The 25237-nt window shown below is 41.9% G+C and carries 21 protein-coding genes; 13 read left to right on the top strand and 8 right to left on the bottom strand.

What is annotated here, in order from left to right; translation table 11 throughout:
• Nucleotides 1-18 precede the first annotated feature (18 nt).
• The 4 genes from glmS (at nt 19) to F8C76_RS11050 (ending at nt 6876) form a co-directional block, all read left to right on the top strand.
• Nucleotides 19-1866, top strand: coding sequence for a glutamine--fructose-6-phosphate transaminase (isomerizing) (glmS, locus tag F8C76_RS11065; protein ID WP_152131773.1), 1848 nt, complete (start codon nt 19-21; stop codon nt 1864-1866).
• A 210-nt stretch (nt 1867-2076) separates the two neighbouring features.
• Nucleotides 2077-4839: a TonB-dependent receptor gene (locus tag F8C76_RS11060; RefSeq protein ID WP_152131772.1), complete on the top strand. Its 2763-nt coding sequence runs from the start codon at nt 2077-2079 to the stop codon at nt 4837-4839.
• Nucleotides 4840-5001: 162 nt separating this feature from the next.
• Nucleotides 5002-6510 carry a F0F1 ATP synthase subunit beta gene (atpD, locus tag F8C76_RS11055; protein ID WP_129653656.1) on the top strand — a complete coding sequence of 503 codons (1509 nt, stop codon included), beginning with the start codon at nt 5002-5004 and terminating at the stop codon, nt 6508-6510.
• 87 nt (nt 6511-6597) lie between these two features.
• The gene (locus F8C76_RS11050) at nt 6598-6876 is read left to right on the top strand and encodes a F0F1 ATP synthase subunit delta/epsilon (protein WP_152132871.1); all 279 of its coding nucleotides are present in this window, start codon (nt 6598-6600) and stop codon (nt 6874-6876) included.
• 46 nt (nt 6877-6922) lie between these two features.
• On the opposite strand, the gene F8C76_RS11045 is transcribed toward F8C76_RS11050, so the two are convergent.
• Together F8C76_RS11045 and F8C76_RS11040 are read right to left on the bottom strand one after the other, a co-directional pair.
• Nucleotides 6923-7453: a GNAT family N-acetyltransferase gene (locus F8C76_RS11045; protein ID WP_152131771.1), complete on the bottom strand. Its 531-nt coding sequence runs from the start codon at nt 7451-7453 to the stop codon at nt 6923-6925.
• Nucleotides 7454-9250, bottom strand: coding sequence for a M61 family metallopeptidase (locus F8C76_RS11040; protein ID WP_152131770.1), 1797 nt, complete (start codon nt 9248-9250; stop codon nt 7454-7456).
• 199 nt (nt 9251-9449) lie between these two features.
• On the opposite strand from F8C76_RS11040, the gene F8C76_RS11035 reads away from it, so the two are divergent.
• The gene (locus F8C76_RS11035) at nt 9450-9830 is read left to right on the top strand and encodes a putative signal transducing protein (RefSeq protein WP_152131769.1); all 381 of its coding nucleotides are present in this window, start codon (nt 9450-9452) and stop codon (nt 9828-9830) included.
• A gap of 84 nt (nt 9831-9914) precedes the next feature.
• Here the strand turns inward: F8C76_RS11035 and F8C76_RS11030 are convergent, their stop codons facing one another.
• Nucleotides 9915-11399, bottom strand: coding sequence for an ArnT family glycosyltransferase (locus F8C76_RS11030; RefSeq protein WP_249042404.1), 1485 nt, complete (start codon nt 11397-11399; stop codon nt 9915-9917).
• A 97-nt stretch (nt 11400-11496) separates the two neighbouring features.
• Entirely contained in the window at nt 11497-12993 is a 1497-nt protein-coding gene (locus F8C76_RS11025) for an aminotransferase-like domain-containing protein (RefSeq protein WP_152131767.1), read from the bottom strand.
• Nucleotides 12994-13088: 95 nt separating this feature from the next.
• Here F8C76_RS11025 and F8C76_RS11020 point away from each other — a divergent pair, with 95 nt between their 5' ends.
• Both F8C76_RS11020 and F8C76_RS11015 read left to right on the top strand, forming a co-directional pair.
• Nucleotides 13089-14921, top strand: coding sequence for a TonB-dependent receptor plug domain-containing protein (locus F8C76_RS11020; protein WP_211372151.1), 1833 nt, complete (start codon nt 13089-13091; stop codon nt 14919-14921).
• 110 nt (nt 14922-15031) lie between these two features.
• Nucleotides 15032-15901, top strand: a complete 870-nt coding sequence (locus F8C76_RS11015) for a cupin-like domain-containing protein (RefSeq protein WP_152131765.1) — start codon at nt 15032-15034, stop codon at nt 15899-15901.
• Nucleotides 15902-15904: 3 nt separating this feature from the next.
• Here the strand turns inward: F8C76_RS11015 and F8C76_RS11010 are convergent, their stop codons facing one another.
• The 3 genes from F8C76_RS11010 to F8C76_RS11000 form a co-directional block, all read right to left on the bottom strand.
• The gene (locus F8C76_RS11010; protein ID WP_129653647.1) at nt 15905-16375 is read right to left on the bottom strand and encodes a regulatory protein RecX; all 471 of its coding nucleotides are present in this window, start codon (nt 16373-16375) and stop codon (nt 15905-15907) included.
• Between the two features lie 54 nt (nt 16376-16429).
• A complete protein-coding gene (locus F8C76_RS11005; RefSeq protein WP_129653646.1) occupies nt 16430-17980 on the bottom strand; it encodes an Rne/Rng family ribonuclease in 1551 nt (516 codons plus the stop codon).
• Between the two features lie 277 nt (nt 17981-18257).
• Complete coding sequence (locus F8C76_RS11000; RefSeq protein WP_036380395.1) at nt 18258-18548, bottom strand: HU family DNA-binding protein; 291 nt, start codon at nt 18546-18548, stop codon at nt 18258-18260.
• A 123-nt stretch (nt 18549-18671) separates the two neighbouring features.
• Here F8C76_RS11000 and mutY point away from each other — a divergent pair, with 123 nt between their 5' ends.
• Genes mutY through gldD form a run of 4 tightly spaced genes read left to right on the top strand, consistent with a single transcriptional unit; the run spans nt 18672 to nt 22067 of the window.
• The gene (gene mutY, locus F8C76_RS10995) at nt 18672-19703 is read left to right on the top strand and encodes an A/G-specific adenine glycosylase (protein ID WP_152131764.1); all 1032 of its coding nucleotides are present in this window, start codon (nt 18672-18674) and stop codon (nt 19701-19703) included.
• Nucleotides 19704-19726: 23 nt separating this feature from the next.
• Nucleotides 19727-20185 (top strand): single-stranded DNA-binding protein, encoded by a 459-nt coding sequence (locus F8C76_RS10990; protein WP_152131763.1) that lies wholly within the window; start codon nt 19727-19729, stop codon nt 20183-20185.
• A gap of 24 nt (nt 20186-20209) precedes the next feature.
• Nucleotides 20210-21520, top strand: coding sequence for a gliding motility-associated protein GldE (locus F8C76_RS10985; RefSeq protein ID WP_129653643.1), 1311 nt, complete (start codon nt 20210-20212; stop codon nt 21518-21520).
• Entirely contained in the window at nt 21510-22067 is a 558-nt protein-coding gene (gene gldD, locus F8C76_RS10980) for a gliding motility lipoprotein GldD (protein ID WP_152131762.1), read from the top strand. The genes F8C76_RS10985 and gldD overlap by 11 nt, the downstream gene beginning before the upstream one ends.
• 3 nt (nt 22068-22070) lie before the next feature.
• Here the strand turns inward: gldD and F8C76_RS10975 are convergent, their stop codons facing one another.
• Nucleotides 22071-22493 (bottom strand): hypothetical protein, encoded by a 423-nt coding sequence (locus F8C76_RS10975; protein WP_152131761.1) that lies wholly within the window; start codon nt 22491-22493, stop codon nt 22071-22073.
• A 135-nt stretch (nt 22494-22628) separates the two neighbouring features.
• Between F8C76_RS10975 and F8C76_RS10970 the strand changes: the two genes are divergently transcribed.
• Complete coding sequence (locus F8C76_RS10970) at nt 22629-23024, top strand: hypothetical protein (protein WP_152131760.1); 396 nt, start codon at nt 22629-22631, stop codon at nt 23022-23024.
• A 65-nt stretch (nt 23025-23089) separates the two neighbouring features.
• Nucleotides 23090-25204: a TonB-dependent receptor domain-containing protein gene (locus tag F8C76_RS10965; protein WP_249042403.1), complete on the top strand. Its 2115-nt coding sequence runs from the start codon at nt 23090-23092 to the stop codon at nt 25202-25204.
• Nucleotides 25205-25237: the final 33 nt, after the last annotated feature.

The raw sequence follows: 25237 nt of genomic DNA, 5'->3' as shown, positions 1-25237 counted from the left end.
TAACCCAAAAAGAATCTTATGTGTGGAATAGTTGGATATATAGGCCATAGAGATGCCTATCCTGTATTGATAAAAGGTCTGCAAAGACTTGAATATAGAGGGTACGATAGTGCCGGTGTAGTGCTTTTCGACGGTGAAAACCTAAGTCTTTCCAAAACTAAGGGAAAGGTTGAAGACCTTAAGAACAGAACGGAAGCTACCATTCCAACAAAAGGAAAATTGGGATTGGGCCATACAAGGTGGGCCACCCATGGTGTTCCAAACGATGTAAACTCCCATCCCCATTGTTCAAATTCCGGTGATTTGGTGATTATCCATAACGGAATCATTGAAAACTACGAATCCATAAAGACAGCACTTACCAAAAGGGGTTACACTTTTTCGTCGGATACTGATACCGAAGTGTTGGTAAACCTAATAGAGGAGGTTAAGAAGAAAGAAGGGGTAAAGCTTGGAAAAGCAGTGCAGATAGCTTTGAACCAAGTGGTTGGGGCTTATGCCATTGCCGTATTTGATCGAACCAAACCCGATGAAATCGTTGTGGCCAAACTGGGAAGCCCCTTGGCAATCGGAATTGGGGAAAATGAATACTTCATTGCATCTGATGCCTCTCCATTTATAGAGTTCACCAATAACGCAGTGTATTTGGAGGATGAAGAAATGGCAATTGTCCGTATCGGAAAGGAAATCAAGATGCGGAAGATCAAAGACGATGCCATTGCCTACCCCAATATCCTTGAACTTCAATTGAATCTTGAAGAAATTGAAAAAGGTGGGTACGAGCATTTCATGCTTAAGGAAATTTATGAACAGCCTAGAGCCATTATGGATACCTATAGAGGTAGATTATTGGCGGATAAGGGTATTATAAAGATGGCAGGAATTGACCAAAACCTGGAAAAATTCCTCAATGCCAATAGAATCATTATAGTGGCCTGTGGAACTTCGTGGCATGCCGGTCTGGTGGCCGAGTATATTTTTGAGGATATGGCCCGTATTCCTGTTGAGGTAGAATACGCTTCGGAGTTTAGGTATAGAAACCCTGTAATCACTGACAAGGACGTATTGATCGCCATTTCCCAATCCGGGGAAACGGCTGATACGTTGGCCGCGATTAAATTGGCCAAGGAAAAAGGAGCTTTTGTCTTTGGAGTCTGTAATGTTGTAGGTTCATCCATTGCAAGGGAAACCCATGCAGGGGCCTACACCCATGCTGGACCGGAAATCGGGGTGGCCTCAACAAAGGCATTTACCACCCAAATTACGGTTTTGACCCTATTGGCCATGAGATTGGCCCAAGAAAAAGGAACATTCTCGCAATCCAAGTTCCATGAGTACCTTACGGAGTTGGAATCCATTCCTGCCAAGGTAGAGAAAACCCTGAAATCCAATGCTTTGGTAAAGGAGATTTCGGAAATTTATAAAGACTCGGCCAATTGTTTGTACTTGGGAAGAGGCTATAATTTTCCAGTGGCCTTGGAAGGCGCATTAAAGCTAAAGGAAATCAGTTATATCCATGCAGAAGGATACCCGGCGGCCGAAATGAAACACGGACCTATTGCCCTCATTGATGAGCAAATGCCCGTAGTGGTCATTGCCACCAAAAAAGGCCATTACGAAAAGGTGGTCAGTAACATTCAGGAAATCAAGTCAAGAAAGGGAAGAATTATTGCCATTGTTACCGAGGGGGACAAAAGTGTGAAGCAATTGGCGGACCACGTTATTGAGATTCCAGAGACGTCTGAAAGTCTTTCTCCGTTGTTGACTACCATACCATTACAATTGCTCTCCTATCATATTGCGGTAATGCGGGGATGTAATGTGGACCAACCCAGAAACTTGGCAAAATCGGTTACCGTAGAGTAACTTTCCAAATTCATAATTTACTATTAAAGGGTGCCGTAATTGGCGCCTTTTTTATGAAATACGTAGTCTTTCGAGGTGTTTTTTGATAAATAAGTATTATGCATGCATAATTTTTTTCATATTTGTGGAATGCAAATAAAAAAAAATGTATCTTCCACATTACATTATTTAATATGCACTTAAAACTTATCTAACTCTAATTCAAAACCAATGAGAAGACTATTCAGTATTTCCCTCATGCTCTTTGGAATTGTCACATACGCGCAGACAACAGTCCAAGGAAAGGTGGTTGATGAAAATAATGAGCCTATCCCAGGAGCCAATGTGGTCTTGATGGGAAAGGCGGAAGGAACCACTACCGATTTTGATGGAAACTTTACTTTTAATACATCAGAGGAACCCCCGTTCAGACTGCGGGTCAGTAGTATTGGTTTTTCTGAATTTATAGCCAATGTTACGGCCAATAACCAAACCCTTTCAATTGTATTGGGAGAGGTCTCCACCCTTTTGGACGAGATAGTGGTCTCGGCTTCCCGTACCCCGGAGCGGATTTTTGAATCCCCGGTTTCCGTGGAGCGTTTTGGTTTGAAGGAAATAAAGAATACAACGGCAGAGTCTTTCTATGGGGGATTACAAAATTTGAAAGGAGTGGACATCAATACCAATAGTTTGACCTTTCAGTCCATAAACACTAGAGGTTTTGCCACTTTTGCCAACAATAGGTTCCTCCAGCTTGTGGATGGAATGGACAACACTGCACCCGGACTTAACTTTGTGTTGGGTAACTTGGTGGGTATGTCCGAGTTGGATGTACAGAGTGTGGAAATCTTGCCAGGAGCCTCTTCAGCTTTGTACGGGGCAGGGGCTTTTAATGGTATCCTGTTCATGAGGAGCAAAAATCCATTTGACTTTCAAGGAATCAGTGCCTATGCCAAGGGAGGGGTCACCGTACAAGATGCTGCCGGCAGTAACTTTTATAAGGATTTTGGTATTAGGGCGGCCCATGCCTTCAGTGATAAAGTGGCCGTTAAGGCAAATCTTTCCGTTTTGACAGGGGAGGACTGGCACGCCAATCAAACCATAGACTTGAACAATCCTGGTGCAGATCGTTCCAATCCAGCGTATGACGGTTTAAATGTTTATGGGGATGAAGTCTCAACCACCTTGAACTTTGATGCGGCCGCAGGCCTGCCTACAGGGACTGTTGGTTCTGCTGTGATTTCCCGAACAGGGTATGATGAAGCGGATTTGGCCAATTACAATGCGGAAAGTGTGAAGGCGGATTTTGCATTCCATTATAGACCTTTCGGTAATGACCTGGAGGTTATTTTGAACAGTAGGATTGGTCGCGGTACCACGATTTACCAAGGTGCTAACCGTTATGCTGTTGCAGGATTTACCATGCAACAACATCGTTTGGAAATAAAGAACGATAACTTCTTTCTAAGAGGTTATATCGTTTCCGAAAATTCAGGGGATGCCTATGATACCCGTTTCGCCGCAATCAACGTCAATAGGTCATGGAAATCAGATACGCAATGGTTCACGGATTATGCCACCGCATACATCCCCACCTATCTAGGAGGAATACAACAGGGCGGACTTACGCCTGAGCAGTCTTCTGCCCAAGCACATATTGCGGGCCGTCAAGCGGCCGATCAAGGAAGGTTGATTCCTGGAACTCCTGCTTTTGAAAATGCATTCAATAAAGTGATTAATGATGGAGATCTGAGTACTGGGGCCAAGTTTGTGGACGAAACCAAGTTCCGTCACGTGAACGGAAACTATAATTTGGCCCATTTGATAGATGATTGGGCCGACCTTCAAATCGGGGGCTCGTTCCGGGAATATGAATTGAACTCCAACGGGACCATTTTTACAGATATTGACGGACCCATTACCTATAATGAATATGGGGCTTACTTGCAGCTGCAGAAGAAGTTTATGGATGAACGTTTAAAGTTTACAGGTTCTGCACGCTATGATAAAAACGAATTTTTTGACGGTTTCCTTTCACCAAGAATCTCATTGGCCTATACGGCAGGTGAAAGCAGGAACCACAATTTTAGGGTGTCGGTACAACAAGGTTTTAGAAACCCGACCACACAAGATTTGTTCATTGGATTGAATGCAGGTCGTGCAATTTTGGTAGGTTCAGCTCCAGCTAACCTGGACAGGGATGTGAGAACATTCAATGTGAGTCAAGCCGCTCAGGATAATCTTGGAATGCCGGCCACAGTGGAAATTGTGGGTCGTGCTGCCTATGAAAATGCCTATTCCACTGCTTCCTTGTTGGCCAATGACCCACAAAAGGTAAATACACCTTTGGTGCAGCCCGAGGAAATTACCGCTTATGAAGCTGGGTATAGGGCCCAAATTGGGAAGTTCACCATTGATTTGAGTGGCTATTACAACAGTTATAAAAATTTCTTGGCCAATACTACAACGGCAGTTCCGTTCTATGGTGAAGCCGGAGATGGAGGATTGTCCTTGTTGGCGCTTCAAAATGGAGACTATCAAGTGTATCAGACCTATACCAACTCAGATGAGAACATCAACTCTTATGGAGCAACAGTTGGTGTGGATACCAAACTCGGTAACTTTGATTTAGGGGTCAATTACACGTATGCCGAATTGGATATCGATGAAGGTAGGTTGGAAGGTTTTCGGACCAATTTCAATACGCCAAAGCATAAAGTGAAGGCGTCTTTTGGAAATCCAGAGCTTTTCACAAATTTTGGATTTAATGTGAACTACAGGTGGAGCGACAGCTATTTCTGGGAAGCATCTTTCGCGGATGGCGACATTCCTTCCTTTACCGTGTTGGATGCGCAATTGAACTACGCCGTTCCAAGTATAAAATCTATTTTCAAGGTTGGAGGCTCCAATATATTGGGAGATGAGTACTTTACCGCTGTGGGTACAGGAAACATTGGTTCCATCTACTATGTTTCATGGACTATCAATCCATAAAGCATTACCAAAAAAAATATTCAAGGGCACTGATTTTTTCAGTGCCTTTTTTATTGGTAAAAAAGAAGATTTTTAGTTTCTGATTACAAAGGGAAAAGTATATCTTTGCAGCCGGAAAAAAAACGGTTTTTTCCTCGTATTCAATTAAAAATAAACACAGTAATGTCTAAAGTTACAGGTAAGGTTGCCCAGATTATTGGCCCGGTCATTGATGTTGAGTTTGAGTCGGGAACTGAGATTCCCAAGATTTATGATTCCCTTGAAATCGCCAAAGCAGATGGTTCCAAATTGGTATTGGAGGTACAATCCCACATTGGTGAGAATACCGTAAGGACCATTTCCATGGACTCTACCGATGGTTTGAGTAGAGGTGTTGAAGTTGTTGCCACTGGTGCTCCAATTCAAATGCCGATCGGAGAAGATGTATACGGTCGTCTATTCAACGTGATCGGTGATGCCATCGACGGTATGGAAAACCTTCCTAAAGCTGGAGACAATGGACTGCCCATTCACAGGGAAGCTCCAAAGTTTGAAGATCTTTCCACTTCAACGGAAGTACTTTTTACAGGGATCAAGGTAATCGATTTGATCGAGCCTTATGCCAAAGGAGGTAAAATTGGATTGTTCGGTGGTGCTGGTGTTGGAAAAACCGTATTGATCCAAGAGTTGATCAACAACATTGCAAAAGGTCACGGTGGACTTTCCGTGTTTGCCGGTGTTGGTGAACGTACCCGTGAAGGAAATGACTTGCTTCGTGAGATGTTGGAGTCGGGAATTATAAAGTATGGTGATGCTTTCTTGCATTCTATGGAAGAAGGCGGATGGGACTTGTCCAAAGTGGACAAAAAGGCCATGAAAGAATCCAAGGCAACCTTTGTGTTCGGTCAGATGAACGAACCTCCCGGTGCCCGTGCCCGTGTGGCCCTATCTGGATTGACCATTGCCGAATATTTCCGTGATGGTGCCGGAGACGGACAAGGGAAGGATGTATTGTTCTTTGTGGATAACATTTTCCGTTTCACCCAAGCTGGTTCTGAGGTATCCGCACTTTTGGGTCGTATGCCATCTGCGGTAGGTTACCAACCTACATTGGCCACTGAAATGGGTGCCATGCAGGAAAGGATTACATCAACCAAGAGAGGTTCCATTACTTCTGTACAGGCGGTTTACGTTCCTGCGGATGACTTGACGGATCCTGCTCCGGCAACAACATTTGCCCACTTGGATGCAACTACCGTACTTTCCCGTAAAATTGCGGAATTGGGTATCTACCCTGCTGTGGATCCTTTGGATTCTACTTCTAGGATTTTGACCCCGGACATTTTGGGTAAAGAGCATTACGGATGTGCACAACGCGTTAAAGAGTTGTTGCAACGATATAAAGAACTTCAGGACATCATTGCCATCTTGGGTATGGAAGAACTTTCTGAAGAAGATAAATTGGCCGTAGGTAGAGCAAGACGTGTACAACGTTTCTTGTCACAACCTTTCCACGTAGCGGAGCAGTTTACTGGTATTCCTGGGGTATTGGTAGACATTAAGGACACCATTAAAGGATTTAACATGATCATGGACGGTGAATTGGATCACTTGCCAGAATCTGCTTTCAACCTTAAAGGTACCATCGAAGAAGCTATCGAGGCTGGAGAAAAAATGTTGGCGGAAGCGTAATGTCATTCCTGCGAAAGCAGGAATCTCATTATTAATTGAGTCAAATTGAAAAAGATTCCTGCTTTCGCAGGAATGACAATAGAAAATATGTATTTAGAAATAGTATCACCCGAAGCGACTTTATTCTCAGGCGATGTAACCTCGGTTACCGTGCCTGGTGTAAATGGAGAGTTTCAAATGTTGGAAAATCACGCCCCGATTGTTTCTTTGTTGCAAGCTGGAAACGTCAGGGTAAAAGGGGACATCAAAATAGATGAAGCTTTTAAGGATAAATTTTTCGCAGGGAAAAACGGCGAAACTGTACTGTCCATTACCAGTGGAACAATAGAAATGAAAGACAACAAAATAATTGTCTTGGCCGATTAACAAACAAGTTCACGAAATAAAAAAGCCGCCCAATTGGGCGGCTTTTTTATTTTAGTTCGATCAAATGCCATTCTTTCTCCCCAGCCGGATACACTTTTAGGGTTTGAAAACCAACCGCGGCGTGGGCCCTCAACGACCGCTTGTTCTTTCCGTCCACTTCGGTAATAATGGTGTCAAAACCTTCGGGAAGTTTATTCTTCATGGTAAGGTATAGGTTTCTAAAAATGCCTTGGCCTCTATGGCTCTTGGAAACGCAGATTTGCCCCATGACCATATAGTTGCTTTTGTCAGCCACGGCCTTGTTGATTTCAACAAACATGGGTCGTAAAACTTCAATGGAGTCGGCAAACTTGGGATGCATGCAAAGGGCATACCCAATAACCTCACCATCTTCCAAAGCAATGATATGCCCACATTCCTCATTCATGGCCTGTAGTATATCCATGGAATGTTCCACGGTGAGAAAGCCTTCGTTTTCCAGCTCGTCCGTGGTTAGGCTTTTGGCCAAGTTTTTTTGCTGAAGGGAAAGGATCTGTTCCAGTTCTTGTGTGGAACTTGCCTGTTTATAGTAGATCATCTATTCCTGTTTTAACCAACTTTTTCGTTGTTGGAGCATTGATTTGGATGGGGTTTGTTCCTTGTCTTCCATAAGATGGATGGAATAATCGGGACTCGGACGCAAGACCAGTGAAGTTGTTTTTGGCACCCCATAGCGGGTAAAGCTCACTTTTAAGGAATCTCCCATCTTAAACTGCTTCAGGTAATCCGAAAAGTCTTGGTCCTCAGAAAAAGAGATGCCATTGATGTCAAGAATTACATCACCAGTATCCAATCCGGCGAGGTAGGCAGGGCTGCCCATTACAGGATTTCTCAATATTTTATACCCTGAATTATCAGGATTCATGGACGTATAGGCCCCAAAATAAGGTTCTATTTTAGGCTGTTGCAGATTCACCCCAACAGAGTTCAGCAAAGAAACATAATCGGGCATCCCACTTGTATAGATATAGGTGTTGAAGAAATCATCCCCAAACTTCTTCCCGGCAAATGCGTTGAGGGCATCATGAAGGTTTTCTAGGGTGTAGGGTACTTCAGGTTTTCCATATTGTTGCCAAACGGATTTCATGAAATCATCCATGGTAAGACCATTTTCACGCAAAGAGAGGTCCAAGGCCAAACCTAGGACACTGCCATAGGAATAGTAAGAGATAAAGGTATTGTCCCTGTTCACGGGATCTACCGAAGTGGCTGCATCCACAAAGGGCGCTTGATAACTCATCTCAATAGGGTTAAAAAACTTCCGGGCCGGAGAATTCCATACATAATTAAAGGTACCGGTAATGCCCTCTACATACTCCTTTGGGGATATAAGGCCTGCCCTGCACAAGATGAGATTGGTATAATAACTGGTAAAGCCTTCGGCGAACCAAAGTGCACCACTCATATCGGCAGCTTCAAAATCAAAAGGTTCCAATGACTTTGGGCGGATACGTTCCACGTTCCACGCATGGAAAAACTCGTGGGACACCGTACCGATGTTGCGCTCCATTCCTCCATTGGCCAAACTACGGGTGCTGGTTACAATGGTGGAATTTCGGTGTTCCATACCATCCCCGGAAGCATTGGGAATGTAACAGGCCAAAAAGGTATAGGTGTCATGATCAAAATTGGGAAGCTCCCCAAAAACATCCTTTTCCGCCAAGATCACCTTTTTTACTTTTTCAAAATAGGTGTTGGCCTCCGCTTCGGTTCCATTGTGATGAAGGGCTAGCTGAATGGTCTTGCCATCAACCTCAAAAGACCGAAGCATAAAGTCACTGATCTCGGTAGGACTGTCCATAAAATAGTAAAGGTTGGGCGCAGAATAGGTAGTGCCGGAAACCAAGGGTAATTGGGTGGCCACTTCCCAGTTTAAATCCTCTCTAACATCAAAGGTTACTTCAATGTTGCGTTCGCTGAGGGAAGGAGCATACATAAAGGTAGCGGGAATGTTCAAATGGGCATGGGTCTCATCAATTTGGGAATAGGTCCCATCGCCACGGTTGGCAAATAAGGTATACTGAACCTGAATAGAGCCATCATGACCGGTAACTTGCCATTCATAAGGATTGGGCCGATGAACCGATAATGCGTTTCCCTTACTGTCAAAAGCCTTGAAGCCATAGACATTCTTGGCAAATTCGTGCAAGGCATATCGCCCTGGAGAAGTACGGCTCATCCGAAAGGAAATGGTATCCCTCCCCAAATCAGGGAAAATTGCATTTATGGATGCCTCGTGGTGTACGGCATTCCCAAACGAAATAGTATAGGAATTGGTCTGTGCCATGGACCACAAACCGGATAGTATTGCAAAAAAGGAGAGAACAAGTTTCATTTTCAATGGGTTTATGACGCCCTAAGATAGGGCTTAAAAACAGGAAGAACTACATTTGTGTTATGGAGAAATTTTTCGGCAGCTATTTTAAAATATCGACTATTTTAACAAGAAATTGAGCGATTGCGATTTTGTTTGCACACCAATAACATGGAAGAAGAAGGCTCACGAATTTTGCACATTGTACAACATATTCTAGGTGAAAAAGGAATTTTACACAATTGACTCGTTTTTTTTGGAGTCTGATGCCCAAATTGCCAAGGCAAAGCTCGAATCTGAAGGGATTCCTGCCTTTATATGGGAGGAAAACCTAAATTATCATACGGCAACCAGTTATTCCCGGATTCGTCTACAGGTGTACAAATCACAAAAAGACGAGGCCCTGAAGATTTATGAAGAGATCAAAAGTTATGCAAGGGATGAGAACGGAAGTTTGATCGTATGCCCAAACTGCAAGGCCGCCAAGTCTGAGAAATATTATTCCAGAAAAGGGATTTTCCTTAAACTTTTTCCGTTTTTTGAGTCGGCAAAGTACCGATGTATGCAGTGTAATTTTATTACCAGACCCGATCAATCATGAAGTTATTTATAACAGGAATTTCAACAAAAGTTTGACAAACAGACCGTATAAAAACATGCGGATTAATCGAGGTCAACTTTGGAATCATTCTAATCGCTGATAAATAAGACCACGATCCACAGTGGCAAGTAGGAAGTAGTGTTGGGTCAAATAGGCATCAATATATTCATTGTACTCCACCAATTTTTTATCGAATATTTTTTTGCCTTTTCGTGCTACTATAGTCTTGGGTTTCAGGACGTCCATGATATATTGTAATTCCTCCATGCCTGTTTTTCTGGGGTTTTGCATGTAGGGATATAGTTCCTCCCGGGCAATATTACTTGGATGGGTCACGGCTTTGGTGGGAGGATTGACCCCCAATACCCAATACCCAATATGGTACTCGGTAAAAAAGATGTTTTTGGTGTCCAGATCATGGGCTTCAATATACTTGGGAACGTCTATTCCCTCCCCATTGAAAAAAGACCCTTTTTCCATCTTGTTGCCAACAATGTTTACATACTCCAAATAGGCCTCCATGGGGAGTAATAGCAGAAGTACTATGGCCAATGGCTTAAAAATTTTCTTTTCAGGGAGGAGCTTACCGATCATAATTCCAAAAGGAATCAACACAAAAGGATAAAGCTGGATCATATAGTGGCCGTTCACCTTACCGGTTTGCATGAACGAGATAAGGATGGCAATGACAATAACCGTCAATATTTGTAAAGACCTTGACTTAATGTCAATCTTTTTTGAGGCAAACCCTGCTGCAAGCAGGCCAAGAATAGCAACCACAAAAGGCAATACTTTCAATGGGGAATGGAATTTGGAATCGGAATAGGCCAAAGGCGCCTCAAAAATGGATTGCCACCACACTTGTAAATGACCTTCAAGATAATACGGCAATGCTGTGAGGACCAGTACAAACAAAAAGCCTGTTCCCATGAAAACCATTTTTTTTAGGATAGTCCCAAATTGCTTTATGGCAAATCCTTCCCACAAAAAATAGATTCCAACTCCCAAAACAGGATATACCATGTTCAATTTGGACATTACGGACAATCCAAAAAGGATTCCAATTAAAAAATACCATTTTATAGAGTCCTTGGTCAATAAAAGATATACCCCGGCCACAAAGAAAAAGGTACAGATATGTTCGGACATTACCCCTTGTAGGCTGCCAAACAGGCTTTGGAAGAACACACACAACATAGCGACCCAAAAAGCCACTTTTTTGGATGTAATCGTATTGGCCATTCCGTAAGTGAACAATGCGGTGAGGGCTACCAATAAGGTCCCAAACAACCGAATGGCCAAAAAACTCTTGCCGAATATTTTAATAATGACTGCAAAGAACAAAAAGGTAATGGGTGGTTTCAGGTCCCAAAGTTGGGTGTAGGGCAGATGTCCGTTTACCCATGACTGCGCCATGATGATGAACGTACTTTCATCCCGATCTACATAATCTCGGAAGAAAAAGGGAAACCGTATAAAAAAGGCGACAAGGAACAAAATTAGAAGAACCGTTTTCCAATCCAGGGTTTTATAATTGGGCGAGGTAAGGTTGGTAATTTTTTTAAGCACGGTCCCGATTAAGTTTTTTGGCTATTGATTGTCATCTTTGCAAGATAGATAAATTTGAATGTTTAAAGAGACCATTTTTAAATGGTCTCTTTTTATTTTAAGTAGCTACTAACTGTAAGTATGCTTGTTGTAACTTTTTAATTACGATTTTAAGCTCCTCCTCGTTTAAATGCCCATACCCAAAACGTATGGAGCACGTATTTTTATCTTGATAGAGAATGGTTTTTGGCAGGAATACATCCAGTTTTTCAGCTTCTTCGGCCAGTTTTAACAATGATATGTGGTTTTTAAATCGCAACCATATGGCAAGCCCTCCAGAAGGTATTTGCCAATCAAGTGCGTGGTTAAAATATTCTTTTAAAAGACCACATAGAGCATCCCTACGTTGTTTGTAGGTTACTATATTTTTTTTCTTGAGTCGGTATATTTCACCTTCGGATATAAGTTCCGAAAGCATTTGTTCTTGTATGAGGTCTCCTTGGGTATCCAATAATTGCAAGTAATTATTGGCTTCGGAAATTACCTGTTCCGGCGCAACGACAAACCCCGTATGAAAACTTGGAAATAAAGATTGTCCCAGTTTACCCAAATAAATAATATTCCCATTGGCATCTGCACTTGCCATGGGTAGCATGGAGGACCCTTCAAACTGAAAATCATGGTCAAAATCGTCCTCAATTATGGCAAAACCATGCGTTTTGGCCAATTCCAACAATTGCAGTCTTCTTTTGGTGCTCAATGTTGTCGTTGTAGGATAGTCTCTGTTGGAGCAAACATAGATACAGCGAATGCGATCCTGTATAAAATGTTTCTTTATATAACCAATATCCAATCCCTCATCATCTACAGGCACTGTTTTTATCTTTGCCCCAGCTTGTTGAAATATCATGTTGGCCACATAATTACTAAGTTGTCCAACCAGGACCAAATCCCCTGGATTTATTAATACCTGTGAAACAATGTACAGGCTCATTTCCGTACTACGGGTATTTAATAAGTGGGTTGGTTTTATATGGAAGCCCCTGGTGGCATTTAAGTAGTTGCAAAGTTGTGTGCTAAAAACAGAAGGAATCAATGCACTAGTATTATTCCATTTGTTGATCAATGGCTTCCGTTTCATTGCAGCGCTATACCATTTAGAAAATTGGTGCACGGGATGTAATCTTAAATCGGGCTTACCATCGTTTATGGAATATTTGGCAGTACTCTCCTCTTTGGTAGATGCCAAATTAAAGGATTGTTGGAATGGGAATCCTGGAGTTTTTGGATACTCATAAACTTGATTGATATGCTGAATGGTCGCTTTGATCTTTACTTTGAAATCTTCTGGTACTACCACAAAAGTTCCCTTGTTGGGCATGATGTCTACCCAACCTTGCGAGGACAATTCATCATAGATGGCTACTGCTGTATTGCGATGAACGTTCAATAACTCACTTAAAGCCCGTGTTCCGGGCAACTTACTTCCTTTTTCCAGATAACCACGTTGAATGGCGTTGGTAATCTGTTGTGCCACCTGTACGTATACAGGTTGTACCATAGACTTGTCTATAGTTATTAGTTTTACCAATACATCAAAAACCGGACTATTCATTGTTTTAAAACTGGACTAGTTTAATCGTCCGGAAAGTTAGGACTTTTGCAGCATATAATTAATTGACGTAAAAACTTATCGTACAAGCTTACATAATGAAGAAATCAATTTTATTTTCTGCGATTTTACTCGTTGGTGCTTTTCAGCTAAAAGCGCAACAAGACGATGCTGCTATAAAGGTAGATTCGTTAAGCGAAGTTGTGGTGACCGCAAACCGAATTAACCTTCCTTTCAAGGAAAATTCAAGAACCATTAATATCATTTCTTCCAATGATATTAAAAATAGTGCTGCCGTAAATGTGGCAGATTTGTTACAACAAGTTGCGGGTGTAGATATAAGAAGACGCGGTACCGGTGGTAGCCAAGCAGATTTGTATATAAGAGGTGGTGGTTTTGACCAAACCCTATTATTGATAGATGGTGTTAAAATGGACGATGCCCAAACGGGTCACCATACCATGAATGCTGCCTTGCCATTGGAGGTTATTGAAAGAATAGAAATTGTAAAGGGTCCGGCAGCTCGGGTTTTTGGGCAAAATGCATTTGCCGGGGCTATCAATATCATTACCAAGAAGAATTTGGACAATGCTGTTTCCTTAAATGTGGAAGCGGGTTCTTTTGGGCAATTAAATGGCAGTGCAACTGTTGGCATCGATACGGAAAACTCAACTCATATCATACATGTGGGACGGATGACATCCGAGGGGTATAGAAATAACTCAGATTACGACAACGGCAATTATTACTTGAAAAGTATTTTCAACAAGAATGCGCAGCCTATAGAAATGACGGCTACTTTCTTGGAGCGTAATTTTGGAGCTGAAAATTTTTATACCACCAATCCTACATTTCATGAGTACGAAGAAACCCAAAACAGTCTGTTGGCGTTTTCTACCACCTTTAAGAAAAACAAGCTAAAAATACAGCCAAGAATCTATTGGAAACGTAATCAAGACTTGTTTCTTTTGAGACGAAATGAGCCTGGTTTTTATAGGAACATGCATATTTCTAACAAGGTTGGGGTAGAAACCAATGCCTCTTATGCCTCTAAATTGGGAATTACAGGATTTGGGGTAGAGTTTTCTAAAATCTATTTAAGAAGTAATAGCCTAGGTAGCCGAAATCGTTTCATGTCCAATGTTTTTTTAGAGCACCGTTTTAGTATAGCAGATAGCAAGTTGGATATTACGCCAGGTGTGGCGTTAACGTATTTTTCTGACTTTAAGGTTAAAGCATTCCCTGGTTTGGATATAGGTTATAACCTTACCAATACGTTTAAAGTATATGGTAATATTGGTTATACCTACCGTATACCAACGTATACAGATTTGTTCTACAATGACCCAGTTACTAGTGGTAACGAAGATTTGGAGCCCGAAGAAGCCTTTGCGCAAGAAGTAGGCTTAAAGTACACCTCTCCTAAATTTAATGCCAGCGTTGCCGTTTTTAATAGAGACGCAGACAATCTAATAGATTATATTAGAAACGATGTTTCTGAGGATGTGTTTGTGGCTACAAACATTACGGAAGTAAACACTAAGGGCCTAGAGTTGGATGCTGCTTATAATTTTAAGTTCAAAGACTTTGCGCAAACCTTAAGTATGGGCTATGCGTTTTTAGATGACAATATTTTTGATCAAAACGAAGAACTGTCCCGTTACTCCTTAAACACGCTAAAACACCAATATACCACGCGCTTAAGCACGCAATTGTTCAAAAATGTTCGTCAAAACATAATTTACAAGTATGCAGAACGTACTACCGGACAAACCTATAATGTTTGGGATGCATCATTGGCGGTTAGAGTAAAACAGGCGGAGTTTACCATTACAGCAAGTAATATTTTCGATGCAGATTACATAGAGTCTGGTTTTGTGCCTATGCCACCAAGTAATGTTTTGTTTGGTTTGCGATATAGTTTTAAATAGAACGGAAACGAAGCTGCTAAGCAAAAAGTAACTTGGTGTCCAAGGAATAAGGTTTAGGTAAGCATTTCAAAACCTTTTATTAATTTAGTGGTTTCAAACTCCTTGAAATCTTGAAGCTAAATCTTGAACAGATACCTCGGGAAAAGACCCTGACCAAAAGGGAGTTTCTCAAAAAATATTTCAAGCCCCAGAAGCCTGTAGTCATTGAGCGCTTTATTGAGGATTGGCCTGCGTATTCCAAATGGAATCTGGATTATATGAAGGAAATTGCTGGGGATAAACAGGTACCACTTTATGATGATCGCCCCGTAAAGCACGATGAGGGCTTCAACGAACCACATGCAAAAATGAAGATGGCCGAGTACGTGGATCTTTTAAAAAGGGAACCGACCAAGTACCGCATTTTTCTTTGGAACGTCTTAAAGGAAGTGCCCCAGTTGCAAAAAGACTTTTCGTATCCCGATTTTGGACTTCGGTTGATGAAAGGATTGCCCATGTTGTTTTTTGGGGGAAGTGATTCGCACACGTTTATGCACTACGATATAGACTTGGCCAATATCTTCCATTTTCATTTTGAAGGGAAGAAGCAATGTATCCTATACGCGCAATCCGAAACCAAGTTTTTGTACAAAATCCCACATTCCCTGATTACAAGGGAGGATATTGATTTTGCGGACCCCGATTTGGAAAAATGGCCTGCCTTGCAACAAGCCAAAGGACATGTGGCCCAATTGGAGCATGGTAATGTGCTTTACATACCCGAAGGGTATTGGCACCATATGAAGTACATAACCCCAGGATTTTCCATGAGTCTACGAGCCATTGCGCGAAAGCCAAAAAACTTTGGTAAGGCCGTGTACAATATTTTCTTTATGCGTCATTTTGACAATTTTATGCGCAAAATGAAAGGGCAAAAATGGATTGATTGGAAAAATGAAAAGGCCGTGACAAGAACACAGCGATTGGTGGCGCAGAAATAGGGCCTAGATCAGCTCATGGAGCTTTTCATAGACTAAGTGGCTTTCCCATCCACGGTAAAATAGGTAGTCGGCCAACTTCTTTTTTCTTTTTTGAAGGTTACTTTCCTTGATTTGGTCCAAACGTTTTTTGGCAAGTTCATCCAAGGTGGTAAGGTAGTCTTCCTCATTGATTTCCGCGAGGGCACTTTTAATGTTGAATATGGAGATTTCACGTTGCTGCAATTCTCTTACAATGCGTTTTCTGCCCCATTTTTTGATATTGAACTTCCCCCGGGCAAAACTCTTGGCAAATCGTTCCTCGTTTAAGTAGTTTTCTTGGATAAGGTGGGCAACAATATGATCAATGGCCTCTGGAATCATGCGCATCCCTTTTAATTTCTCCACAACCTCGTAATGACAGCGCTCTTGATAGGCGCAATAACGTTCCAATTTTTTTGTGGCCTCAGGGAGGGTATAGCTTTTGGTATGATGCATTTGCCAAATGTACATAAAACAAAAAAGCGGCCCCATTGCGGAGCCGCTTCTTATTTATATATGTAATGTTTTGCCGTCTTTATCCTTAAAACGGTATTCAAGGTATTTGTAAGCATCCCTTGGCTGGATCTTTATCCATTTTTTGTTGTCCATAAACCATTTGGAACGTATGGACGGGAATCCCTTGGTCAGGTAAGCGGCAATGAACGGATGTATGTTCAAGACAATGCCATTGTTCGCTTGCTTGCTTTTTAGGATTCGCTCAAGATCTACTTGGATTTTGTCTATCAAGACAATGGGAGCTTCCACTTCGGCACCACTGCCATTGGGATTTTCCTCACTGGTCTTGATGTTCATTTCGGGACGTACCCTTTGTCTGGTAATCTGGATAAGACCAAATTTACTGGGGGGCAAAATTTTGTGTTTTGCCCTATCGTCCTTCATTTCTTCCCGTAGATGATCAAATAACTTTCTTCTGTGTTCACCTCGGGTCATATCTATGAAGTCTACAACGATAATTCCTCCCATGTCACGCAGGCGTAATTGTCTTGCAATTTCGGATGCGGCCAGTAGGTTTACCTCCAAAGCGGTATCTTCTTGGTTCTTGGCCTTGTTGGAACGGTTACCACTGTTCACGTCTATGACGTGGAGAGCTTCGGTATGTTCTATGACCAGATATGCCCCACGGCTCATGGAGGCCGTTTTTCCAAAAGAGGTCTTGATCTGACGTTCAATTCCAAATTTTTCAAAAATGGGGGCGGAACCGGAATACTGCTTTACAATGGATTCCTTTTCGGGTGCGATCTCGTGTACATAATCTTTGATCTGATTATAAAGAGTTTCGTCATCAACATGGATTCCGGTAAAGGAATCGTTGAAAACATCCCTCAATATGGATGAGGCCCTGTTGACCTCTACCAAAACCTTTGAGGGGTGCGGTGCTCTTGGCAATTTCTTGCACATTGCTATCCATTTGGATACCAAGTTCTGAAGATCTTTGTCCAGTTCTGCAACCTTTTTGCCTTCTGCAACGGTACGGATAATAACACCAAATCCTTTGGGCTTAATACTCTTTACAAGACGTATGAGCCTGTCCTTTTCTTCCTTGCTCGCTATCTTTTGGGATACCGAGACACGATCGGAAAATGGAACCATGACCAAATAGCGACCAGCTATGGAAAGCTCGGAGCTTATCCTGGGTCCTTTGGTGGAAATGGGTTCTTTTACAATTTGTACCAATAATGACTGATTGGCTTTGATCACATCATTGATGCTGCCATTCTTGTCGATGTCTTTTTCAAATGGAAAATCTTTCAGGGTATAATCCTTTACCTTCCCTGTTCTTGCTTTTTTGATGAATTTCAACATGGAAGAGAGTTGCGGGCCAAGGTCATGATAATGCAGGAATGCATCTTTTTCATAACCTACATTGACAAATGCCGCATTGAGGCCGGTAACGGGTTTTCTGATCTTGGCTAGAAAGATATCCCCTACGGAAAAGTTGTTGTTGTCCTCCTCTTTGTGTAATTCTATAAGTTTTCCATCCTTTAGTAAGGCAAAATCGACTGCTTCGGGACTAGATCGAACAATTAATTCTCTATTCACCTGAATCGATTTTATATTTATCCCGATAGTTAGTGTTTATGGGATAAATGATTAAACAATATATATGGTATCGGTTTTATTTCAAACCGATTGAAATTCGTTTCTTGAATCTCTATGTCAAAGAACGTGTTTTTGTAAAATGAAAAAGTAGTTGCAACAACTACTTTTTCTTGTGTCGGTTAGCTCTTCTACGCTTCTTGCGCTTGTGTGTAGCTACCTTATGTCTTTTTCTTTTTTTACCACTCGGCATAGGGCTCTTGCTTTAGTGTTAGTTATATTATTTTACTTGTACATTACTTTTTACGCCTTCTACAAAAACCTTTGCAGGTTTGAAGGCAGGAATATTGTGTGCAGGAATTTTGATGGTAGTGTTCTTTGAAATGTTTCTACCAGTTTTTTCCGCTCTTGTCTTGATGATAAAGCTTCCGAAACCTCTTAAATACACATTGTCTCCATTCTCCAAGGACGATTTTACCTCCTCCATAAATGATTCAACTGTTGCCTGAACGTCTCCTTTCTCAATACCTAACTTCTCTGAGATTCTAGTTACAATATCTGCTTTCGTCATTTCTCTTGATTATTTTTCTTATTTTTTTGGCTTGCAAATATAAACATTAAAATTAATCTTTCGTTTAAAGCCTTTAATTTTAAGTATATAAACTAACACATTCCCACAATCGTATTTTTCTACATGTCTTTTTCCCAGGAAATTTTAAAATGGTACCACCAAAACAAACGCGAATTACCTTGGAGAAACACCAAGGATCCCTATAAAATCTGGCTGTCCGAAATCATACTTCAACAGACTAGGGTGGTACAGGGAACACCTTATTACCACAAATTTTTGGAGGCTTTTCCAACAGTTCATGATCTGGCAAGTGCGCCAGAGGAAAAAGTATTGAAGCTATGGCAGGGGTTGGGGTACTATTCCAGGGCTAGAAATTTGCATGCAACTGCCCAAATCGTGGTCAATGAATGGAACGGGGAATTCCCCCAAACCTACAAAGGCCTAAAATCCTTGAAAGGGATAGGGGATTATACCGCCAGTGCCATAGCTTCCATATGTTTCAATATACCCGAACCTGTTGTGGATGGTAATGTATACCGAGTATTGGCACGGTATTATGGCGTGGATATGCCCATCAATAGTTCTGAAGGGATCAAACATTTTAAGGAATTGGCACGAAAGGTAATGGATGTTGATGATGCCAGGGATTACAATCAAGGCATCATGGAGTTTGGCGCCATGCAATGCGCACCCAAAAAACCATATTGCATGCTATGTCCCTTGCAAGAGAGTTGTGTGGCCCTGAAAGATAATAAAGTGGATATCCTGCCCATAAAGCTGAACAAGACCAAGACCAGAACACGATACTTTAATTATATGGTCTTTTTGGATAGTAATAAAAACACCTTGTTGGAACAACGGACGGGGAAGGGCATTTGGCAGAACTTATATCAGTTTCCTTTATTGGAATCTGAAAAGGAGATCAATGAAAAGGAACTGGCCCAACATTTGGAGGATGGTTTTCCATCCAGGGTTTCTTTGTCCGTTTATAATGAAACACCCGTTGTACACAAACTGTCGCATCAGCATTTATATACTAGATTCTGGATCATTGAAACCAAGGAGCTTTTATCTGATGGAATTTCATGGGAACAGCTAGTGGAATTTCCCGTTCCAGTTTTGATCGCGGATTTCATCCAAACATTTAAAATTTAGTACTTTTGACTAATTAAAGAGATATGAGCGGAACATTGAATAAAGTAATGCTGATCGGGCATTTGGGAGACGAAGTGAAAATCCACTATTTTGAAGGAGGTAATTGCATTGGTCGGTTCCCCTTGGCCACCAATGAAACCTATACCAATAGGCAGACCGGTGAAAAAGTGACCAATACGGATTGGCATAATATTGTGGTACGGAACAAGGCTGCCGAAATCTGTGAAAAATATTTAAGCAAAGGGGATAAGGTATATGTTGAGGGAAGGCTTAAAAATAGACAGTGGCAGGGTGAGGATGGAAACACTAGGTATTCCACCGAAGTACATGTCCAGGATTTTACCTTCTTGACCACCAAGAAAGAGAGTATGGCCAATGCCCAGCAGATGCCGGACAATTCTCCCAGACAAGAAACGCAGAAGGTCTCTGGGCCTGCGGCACCTATAGATGAGACCGAAGAGGATGATGACCTGCCATTCTAAGAATATAAGTTAAAGCAATACAATTTGGATCCCGAGCCCCATTGTTTGGCGTTTTTCTTTACTACCCTTAATGGTATTTTCACCATAAAAGTTATCGTGCTTTTGTTTTTGTTGGGAGGATCGGCCTTGATTTCAGCTGCCGAAGTGGCTCTTTTTGGTCTGTCTCAGACCGATTTGAACGAAATGCAAGAAAAAGATAGCTCCAAGGGCAAGATAGTTGCACAATTGTTGGACAAGCCTAAAAAGCTCTTGGCCACGATACTGATTGCCAACAATGCCATCAATATAGGGATTGTCCTCTTGTTCAGTTCCATTGGGGAGACCATTTTTGCGGGGATAGATGGTACCCTCCGTTTTTTGTTGGAAGTAGTGGTGGCCACCTTTCTCATTTTGATGTTCGGGGAGATCTTACCCAAGATCTATGCCAATAGGAACCGGGTGCAGTTTTCCTATTTTATGGCAATACCCCTAAAGGTTTTGAGCACGTTGTTTACACCCTTGAGCGCGCCGATGCGTTCCAGTACACTATACTTGGAGGATAAATTGGGAAAACAAAAATCCAATCTCAGCATAAACCATTTATCGCAGGCATTGGAACTCGCTTCGGAAGGGGATACCACCAAAGAGGAACAAAAAATATTGGAAGGTATCGTGACTTTTGGCAATACCGATACCAAGCAGGTGATGCGGCCCCGAATCGATATTTTTGCCCTGAACGAGAAGATGAAATTTCCTGAGGTTCTTGCGGAAATCAAAAAAAACGGCTATTCCAGAGTTCCCGTGTTTTCGGAAAATATGGACAATGTGTTGGGGGTTCTATATGTAAAGGACCTGTTGCCGTACATTGAGCGAAAAAGTTTTAGTTGGATGTCCTTGGTCAGGGAACCCTATTTTGTTCCTGAGAACAAAAAACTGGATGATCTTTTGTTGGAATTTCAGGAGAAAAAGAACCATTTGGCCGTAGTGGTAGATGAGTATGGAGGTACCTCAGGGATTGTTACTTTGGAGGATATCATCGAGGAAATTGTTGGGGATATCAGTGATGAGTTTGATGACGAGGACCTTATTTTTTCAAAACTGGATGACCTCAACTATGTCTTTGATGGCAAAACGGCATTGAAGGATTTCTATCGGGTGACCAAAATAGATGATGAGGAAGAGTTCGAGGCCAAAAAAGGGGAGTCCGAGACCATTGCCGGGTTTGTTTTGGAAATTTCAGGAAGCTTTCCCAAACAAGGAGAGAAAGTACTCTTTAATAAGTATCAATTCATCGTGGAAAGTCTGGATAAAAAAAGATTGAAACGCATAAAAGTCACACTGCCCCATGAAGTATAGTCCTTTGGTTTGTTTTCTGATTGCAATGGTTTTTGTGGGATGCAAGGAAGATGTGCTACCCAAGCCTAAAGCGATGCTGCGTTTGGAATACCCCAAGGCGGCCTACACCAATGCAAATACTGACTGTGCCTATACCTTTGATCAAAATGCTCTTTCTTCTTTAAAGGAAAACAAGGATTGTTCCTTGGAACTGGACTACCCCATGATGAAGGGGTCTATTTTTTTGACCTATAAAAAGGTGGACGGAAATATCAGGGAATTGCTCATTGATGCGCAGAAACTCACTTATGAGCATGTGGTAAAAGCGGACAATATTGCCCCTAAGGAATATGTCGATTCGGAAGCAAAGGTATACGGGATGTTCTACGAAGTAAGTGGCAATGCCGCTTCCCAATCTCAGTTTTATGTGACCGATAGCACCAATCACTTTGTAACGGGCTCATTGTATTTTTATGCCAAACCCAATTACGATTCCATCTTGCCAGCGGCCATGTATCTCCAAAACGATATCCGAAGAATTATGGAGAGCCTCAGATGGAAAGAATGATCATTATTGGGCCAAAAGTGCTTCTGCCCGTTCTATACTGCCATTGATCTGCTCTTTAAGGGCTTCTACCTTTTCTTCTTCCTCATTGAGCCATAGTTGTTTCTGTTCGGTAAGCTCCTTTCCATTCAAGATTTCATCGGAATCAAATCGATCCCCAAAACCTTTCATCCAGTCCATCATGGCCTTGTTGGCCTCTTGAAGGTCTTTCATGGCTTTTTCATATTTCTGCCCTGCTTCCGTGGTGTCCACTTTTGCCTTGAGTTCACCCACAAGCTTTCCCAGGGTTCCCATTTTGGGCATTACCTCGTCATGGACGGCCATGACCTGTTGCATTTGCGTTGGACCTTCAGGGGTCTTTTTTTCTTGTTTGCAAGAGATGCCCATGAACAAGATGGCACATATAAAAATGGAAACTACTTTTCTCATGATTTTTTGTTTACCCACAAAAATAAACATATGTCAAACACCATCATATAACTATTGTCTAAGAAAAAATTAATAGATGATAATTCTCATAAAAATAGCGAGAACCGGATTTTATCTTTGTTTCTCAAATAAATTATGTTGCTACGAATAAGGGCCATATGTAATCCAAAAGGAGTTTTTGTTTGTCTTTTTGCCTTGTTGATATTGATGAGCAACCTCCGTTTTTCGTCCATGTATGTGTATTACAGCTTGGATCGGGAGGACTTTATTGAACGACTTTGCGAGAATAAGGATAAACCGGAGCTTAATTGTGATGGTAAATGTATGTTGGCCAAAATGCTCCAGGCACAAACCGATGAGGATGAGCAACCCATGCCCATCATAGGTTGGGAGCAGGTTTTGGTCTTTTTTATGGATTTGCCCGTGTACGATGTGCAACTAGGCAACACGGAAAAAAGTAGCGCATTTTTTTATAGCAATTCTTACTCCTATTGCTTCAGTGAGATGCCCATTAAACCGCCTATGGTTTAAGATTTTCCAAAAAACGGCAAAACACCCTTTGCCGTACCTGTATAAATCTTAAACATAAAATCAAAATGAGTAAAAGTGCAATGGCAAAACTCTGTGTTTTGCTTTTTGGGACCTGTGTGTCCTTTGCGCAGGTGTCAACTGTGCAAGATTCCCTGACCAAGCAACCCATACAGTTGAATGAGGTTCTGGTGGAAGGAAAAAGTAAGTCCGATCCCGTTTTTTCAACCTTTAAAAGTGAACCTGAGAAGAAGATCGTCCAATCCAAGAATGTGGCCGACCTTTTTAAGGACATCAATGGGTTTGCCTTGATCAAAAGAGGAAATTATGCCATAGATCCATCCTTTAGGGCTTCACAATATGAACAACTCAATGTCCAGTTCAATGGCGGCACCAAGGTGATGCATGCCTGTCCCAATAGAATGGACCCCATCACCACCCATGTGATTCCTGAAGAGATAGAACGTGTGGAAGTGGTCAAAGGACCTTATACATTTAGGTATGGACCCACCTTTGGTGGCATTGTTAACTTGGTGACCCAGGAAGTGGAAAAGCAGGAAAAGGGATATCACGGCAAAGTGAACTTTGGAGGGGAGAACAATGGCAATGCCATCACCAGCTTTGCCAATGTCAAGTATGTTGGGGAACAATTTGATGCCAATTTCAATTTCGGGTTCCGGGATTTTGGAAATTATGAAGATGGGGATGGAAATGAGGTGCCGTCGTCCTTTAAAAGCACCGATTATGGCATTCAGGTGGGGTATAACCCAACTGAAAACCAACGGATACAGTTGGGATTTAGACAATCTTTCGGACGGGATGTGCTGCATGCCGGATTACCCATGGATACCGAAATAGACGATAGCAATGTACTTTCTTTGGATTATAAACTGGATAATATCTCCAAGGGATTAAGGACGTTGAACGCAAAAGTGTACCGTTCCAAGGTGGATCACGTTATGACCAATGAACTAAGGCCAACATTTATGATGATGGAAGCCGTATCTGAGGTAGATGCAACCACCTTGGGTGGTAGAATTGAATTGGAATGGAGACCCATGGAAAATTTTAAGCTATATACTGGGGTAGATGCATTTTCCGTAGGGAGAACCGGTAACAGGACCCGCTTGGTCAAACGGAATATGATGACCGGGGAGTTACTGCCAATGCCCATGACGTTTACGGATGAGGTATGGCAAGATTCCCAAATAGATGACTATGGGGCATTTGTGGAGGGAAAATACCCCCTGTCCGAAAAGTTTTTGCTGAATATTGGAGCAAGGTATGATAGGATACATTCCCAAATAGACGCGCCAGCAGATGATTTTGTTGCGGAATATCCTGATCTGGGAAGCCGTACGGAGCATAATGTAAGCACAACGGCTTCCGTGAAATATATGGCAACCTCCAATCTTTTGTTTGAATTGGCCTATGGCAGAGGGGTGCGTTCCGCGAACATGATTGAAAGATTCATCAATCATTTTACGGTAGGTCAAGATCCATACGAGTATGTGGGCAACCCCTATTTGGATGCCGAGGTGAACAATCAGTTTGAATTGGGAATGAAGGCGAAGACCAATTTTGACGGTTTTGCTTTCAATGGGTTGGATTATGGCGCCTCGATCTATTATTCGATTTACGACAATTATATTGTTGCCGTGATAGATCCTACATTGGACAAGAAGTACATGCCCATGCAGGAACCCACCGAAGTGAAAAGGTTCAGTAATTTGGACAAGGCATACAAAACAGGATTTGAGATCTTCGGCGAATTGGCTTTTTTGAATGACTTTGCATTTAAAATGGAATTGTCCTATGTGTATACCAAGAATCAAGATTTGGACGAGTCCCTTCCATTGACACCGCCTTTGGTGACGCGTATGAACCTTAGTTTTGAAAGGGAAAAAATATGGGCCAGGGCTACCTATACCTTAACCTCCAAACAAACGGATATTGCCTCCTCCTTCGGAGAGCGTACAACGGATGGTTACGGTGTTGTGGATTTAAGTTTCGGAGTGAAACCATTTGAACACTTATCTATTGGTGTGGCCGCCTCCAACATTTTTGATGAGACCTATAACAACCACTTGAACTTTTCCTTTGTGAACCAAGCGGATTATGGTAGGGTTCCCATTAATGATCCAGGGAGAAACCTATCTGCATTTGTTCAATACAGCTTTTAGGTTGTAAAGTGAAAAAGGCGCCTTATAAGGCGC

It is taken from the genome of Flagellimonas olearia (assembly GCF_009184425.1).
In the GTDB taxonomy this organism is placed as follows: domain Bacteria; phylum Bacteroidota; class Bacteroidia; order Flavobacteriales; family Flavobacteriaceae; genus Flagellimonas; species Flagellimonas olearia.
The sequence above is the reverse complement of the archived record's forward strand: the minus strand, read 5'-3'. Positions and strand labels throughout refer to the sequence as shown.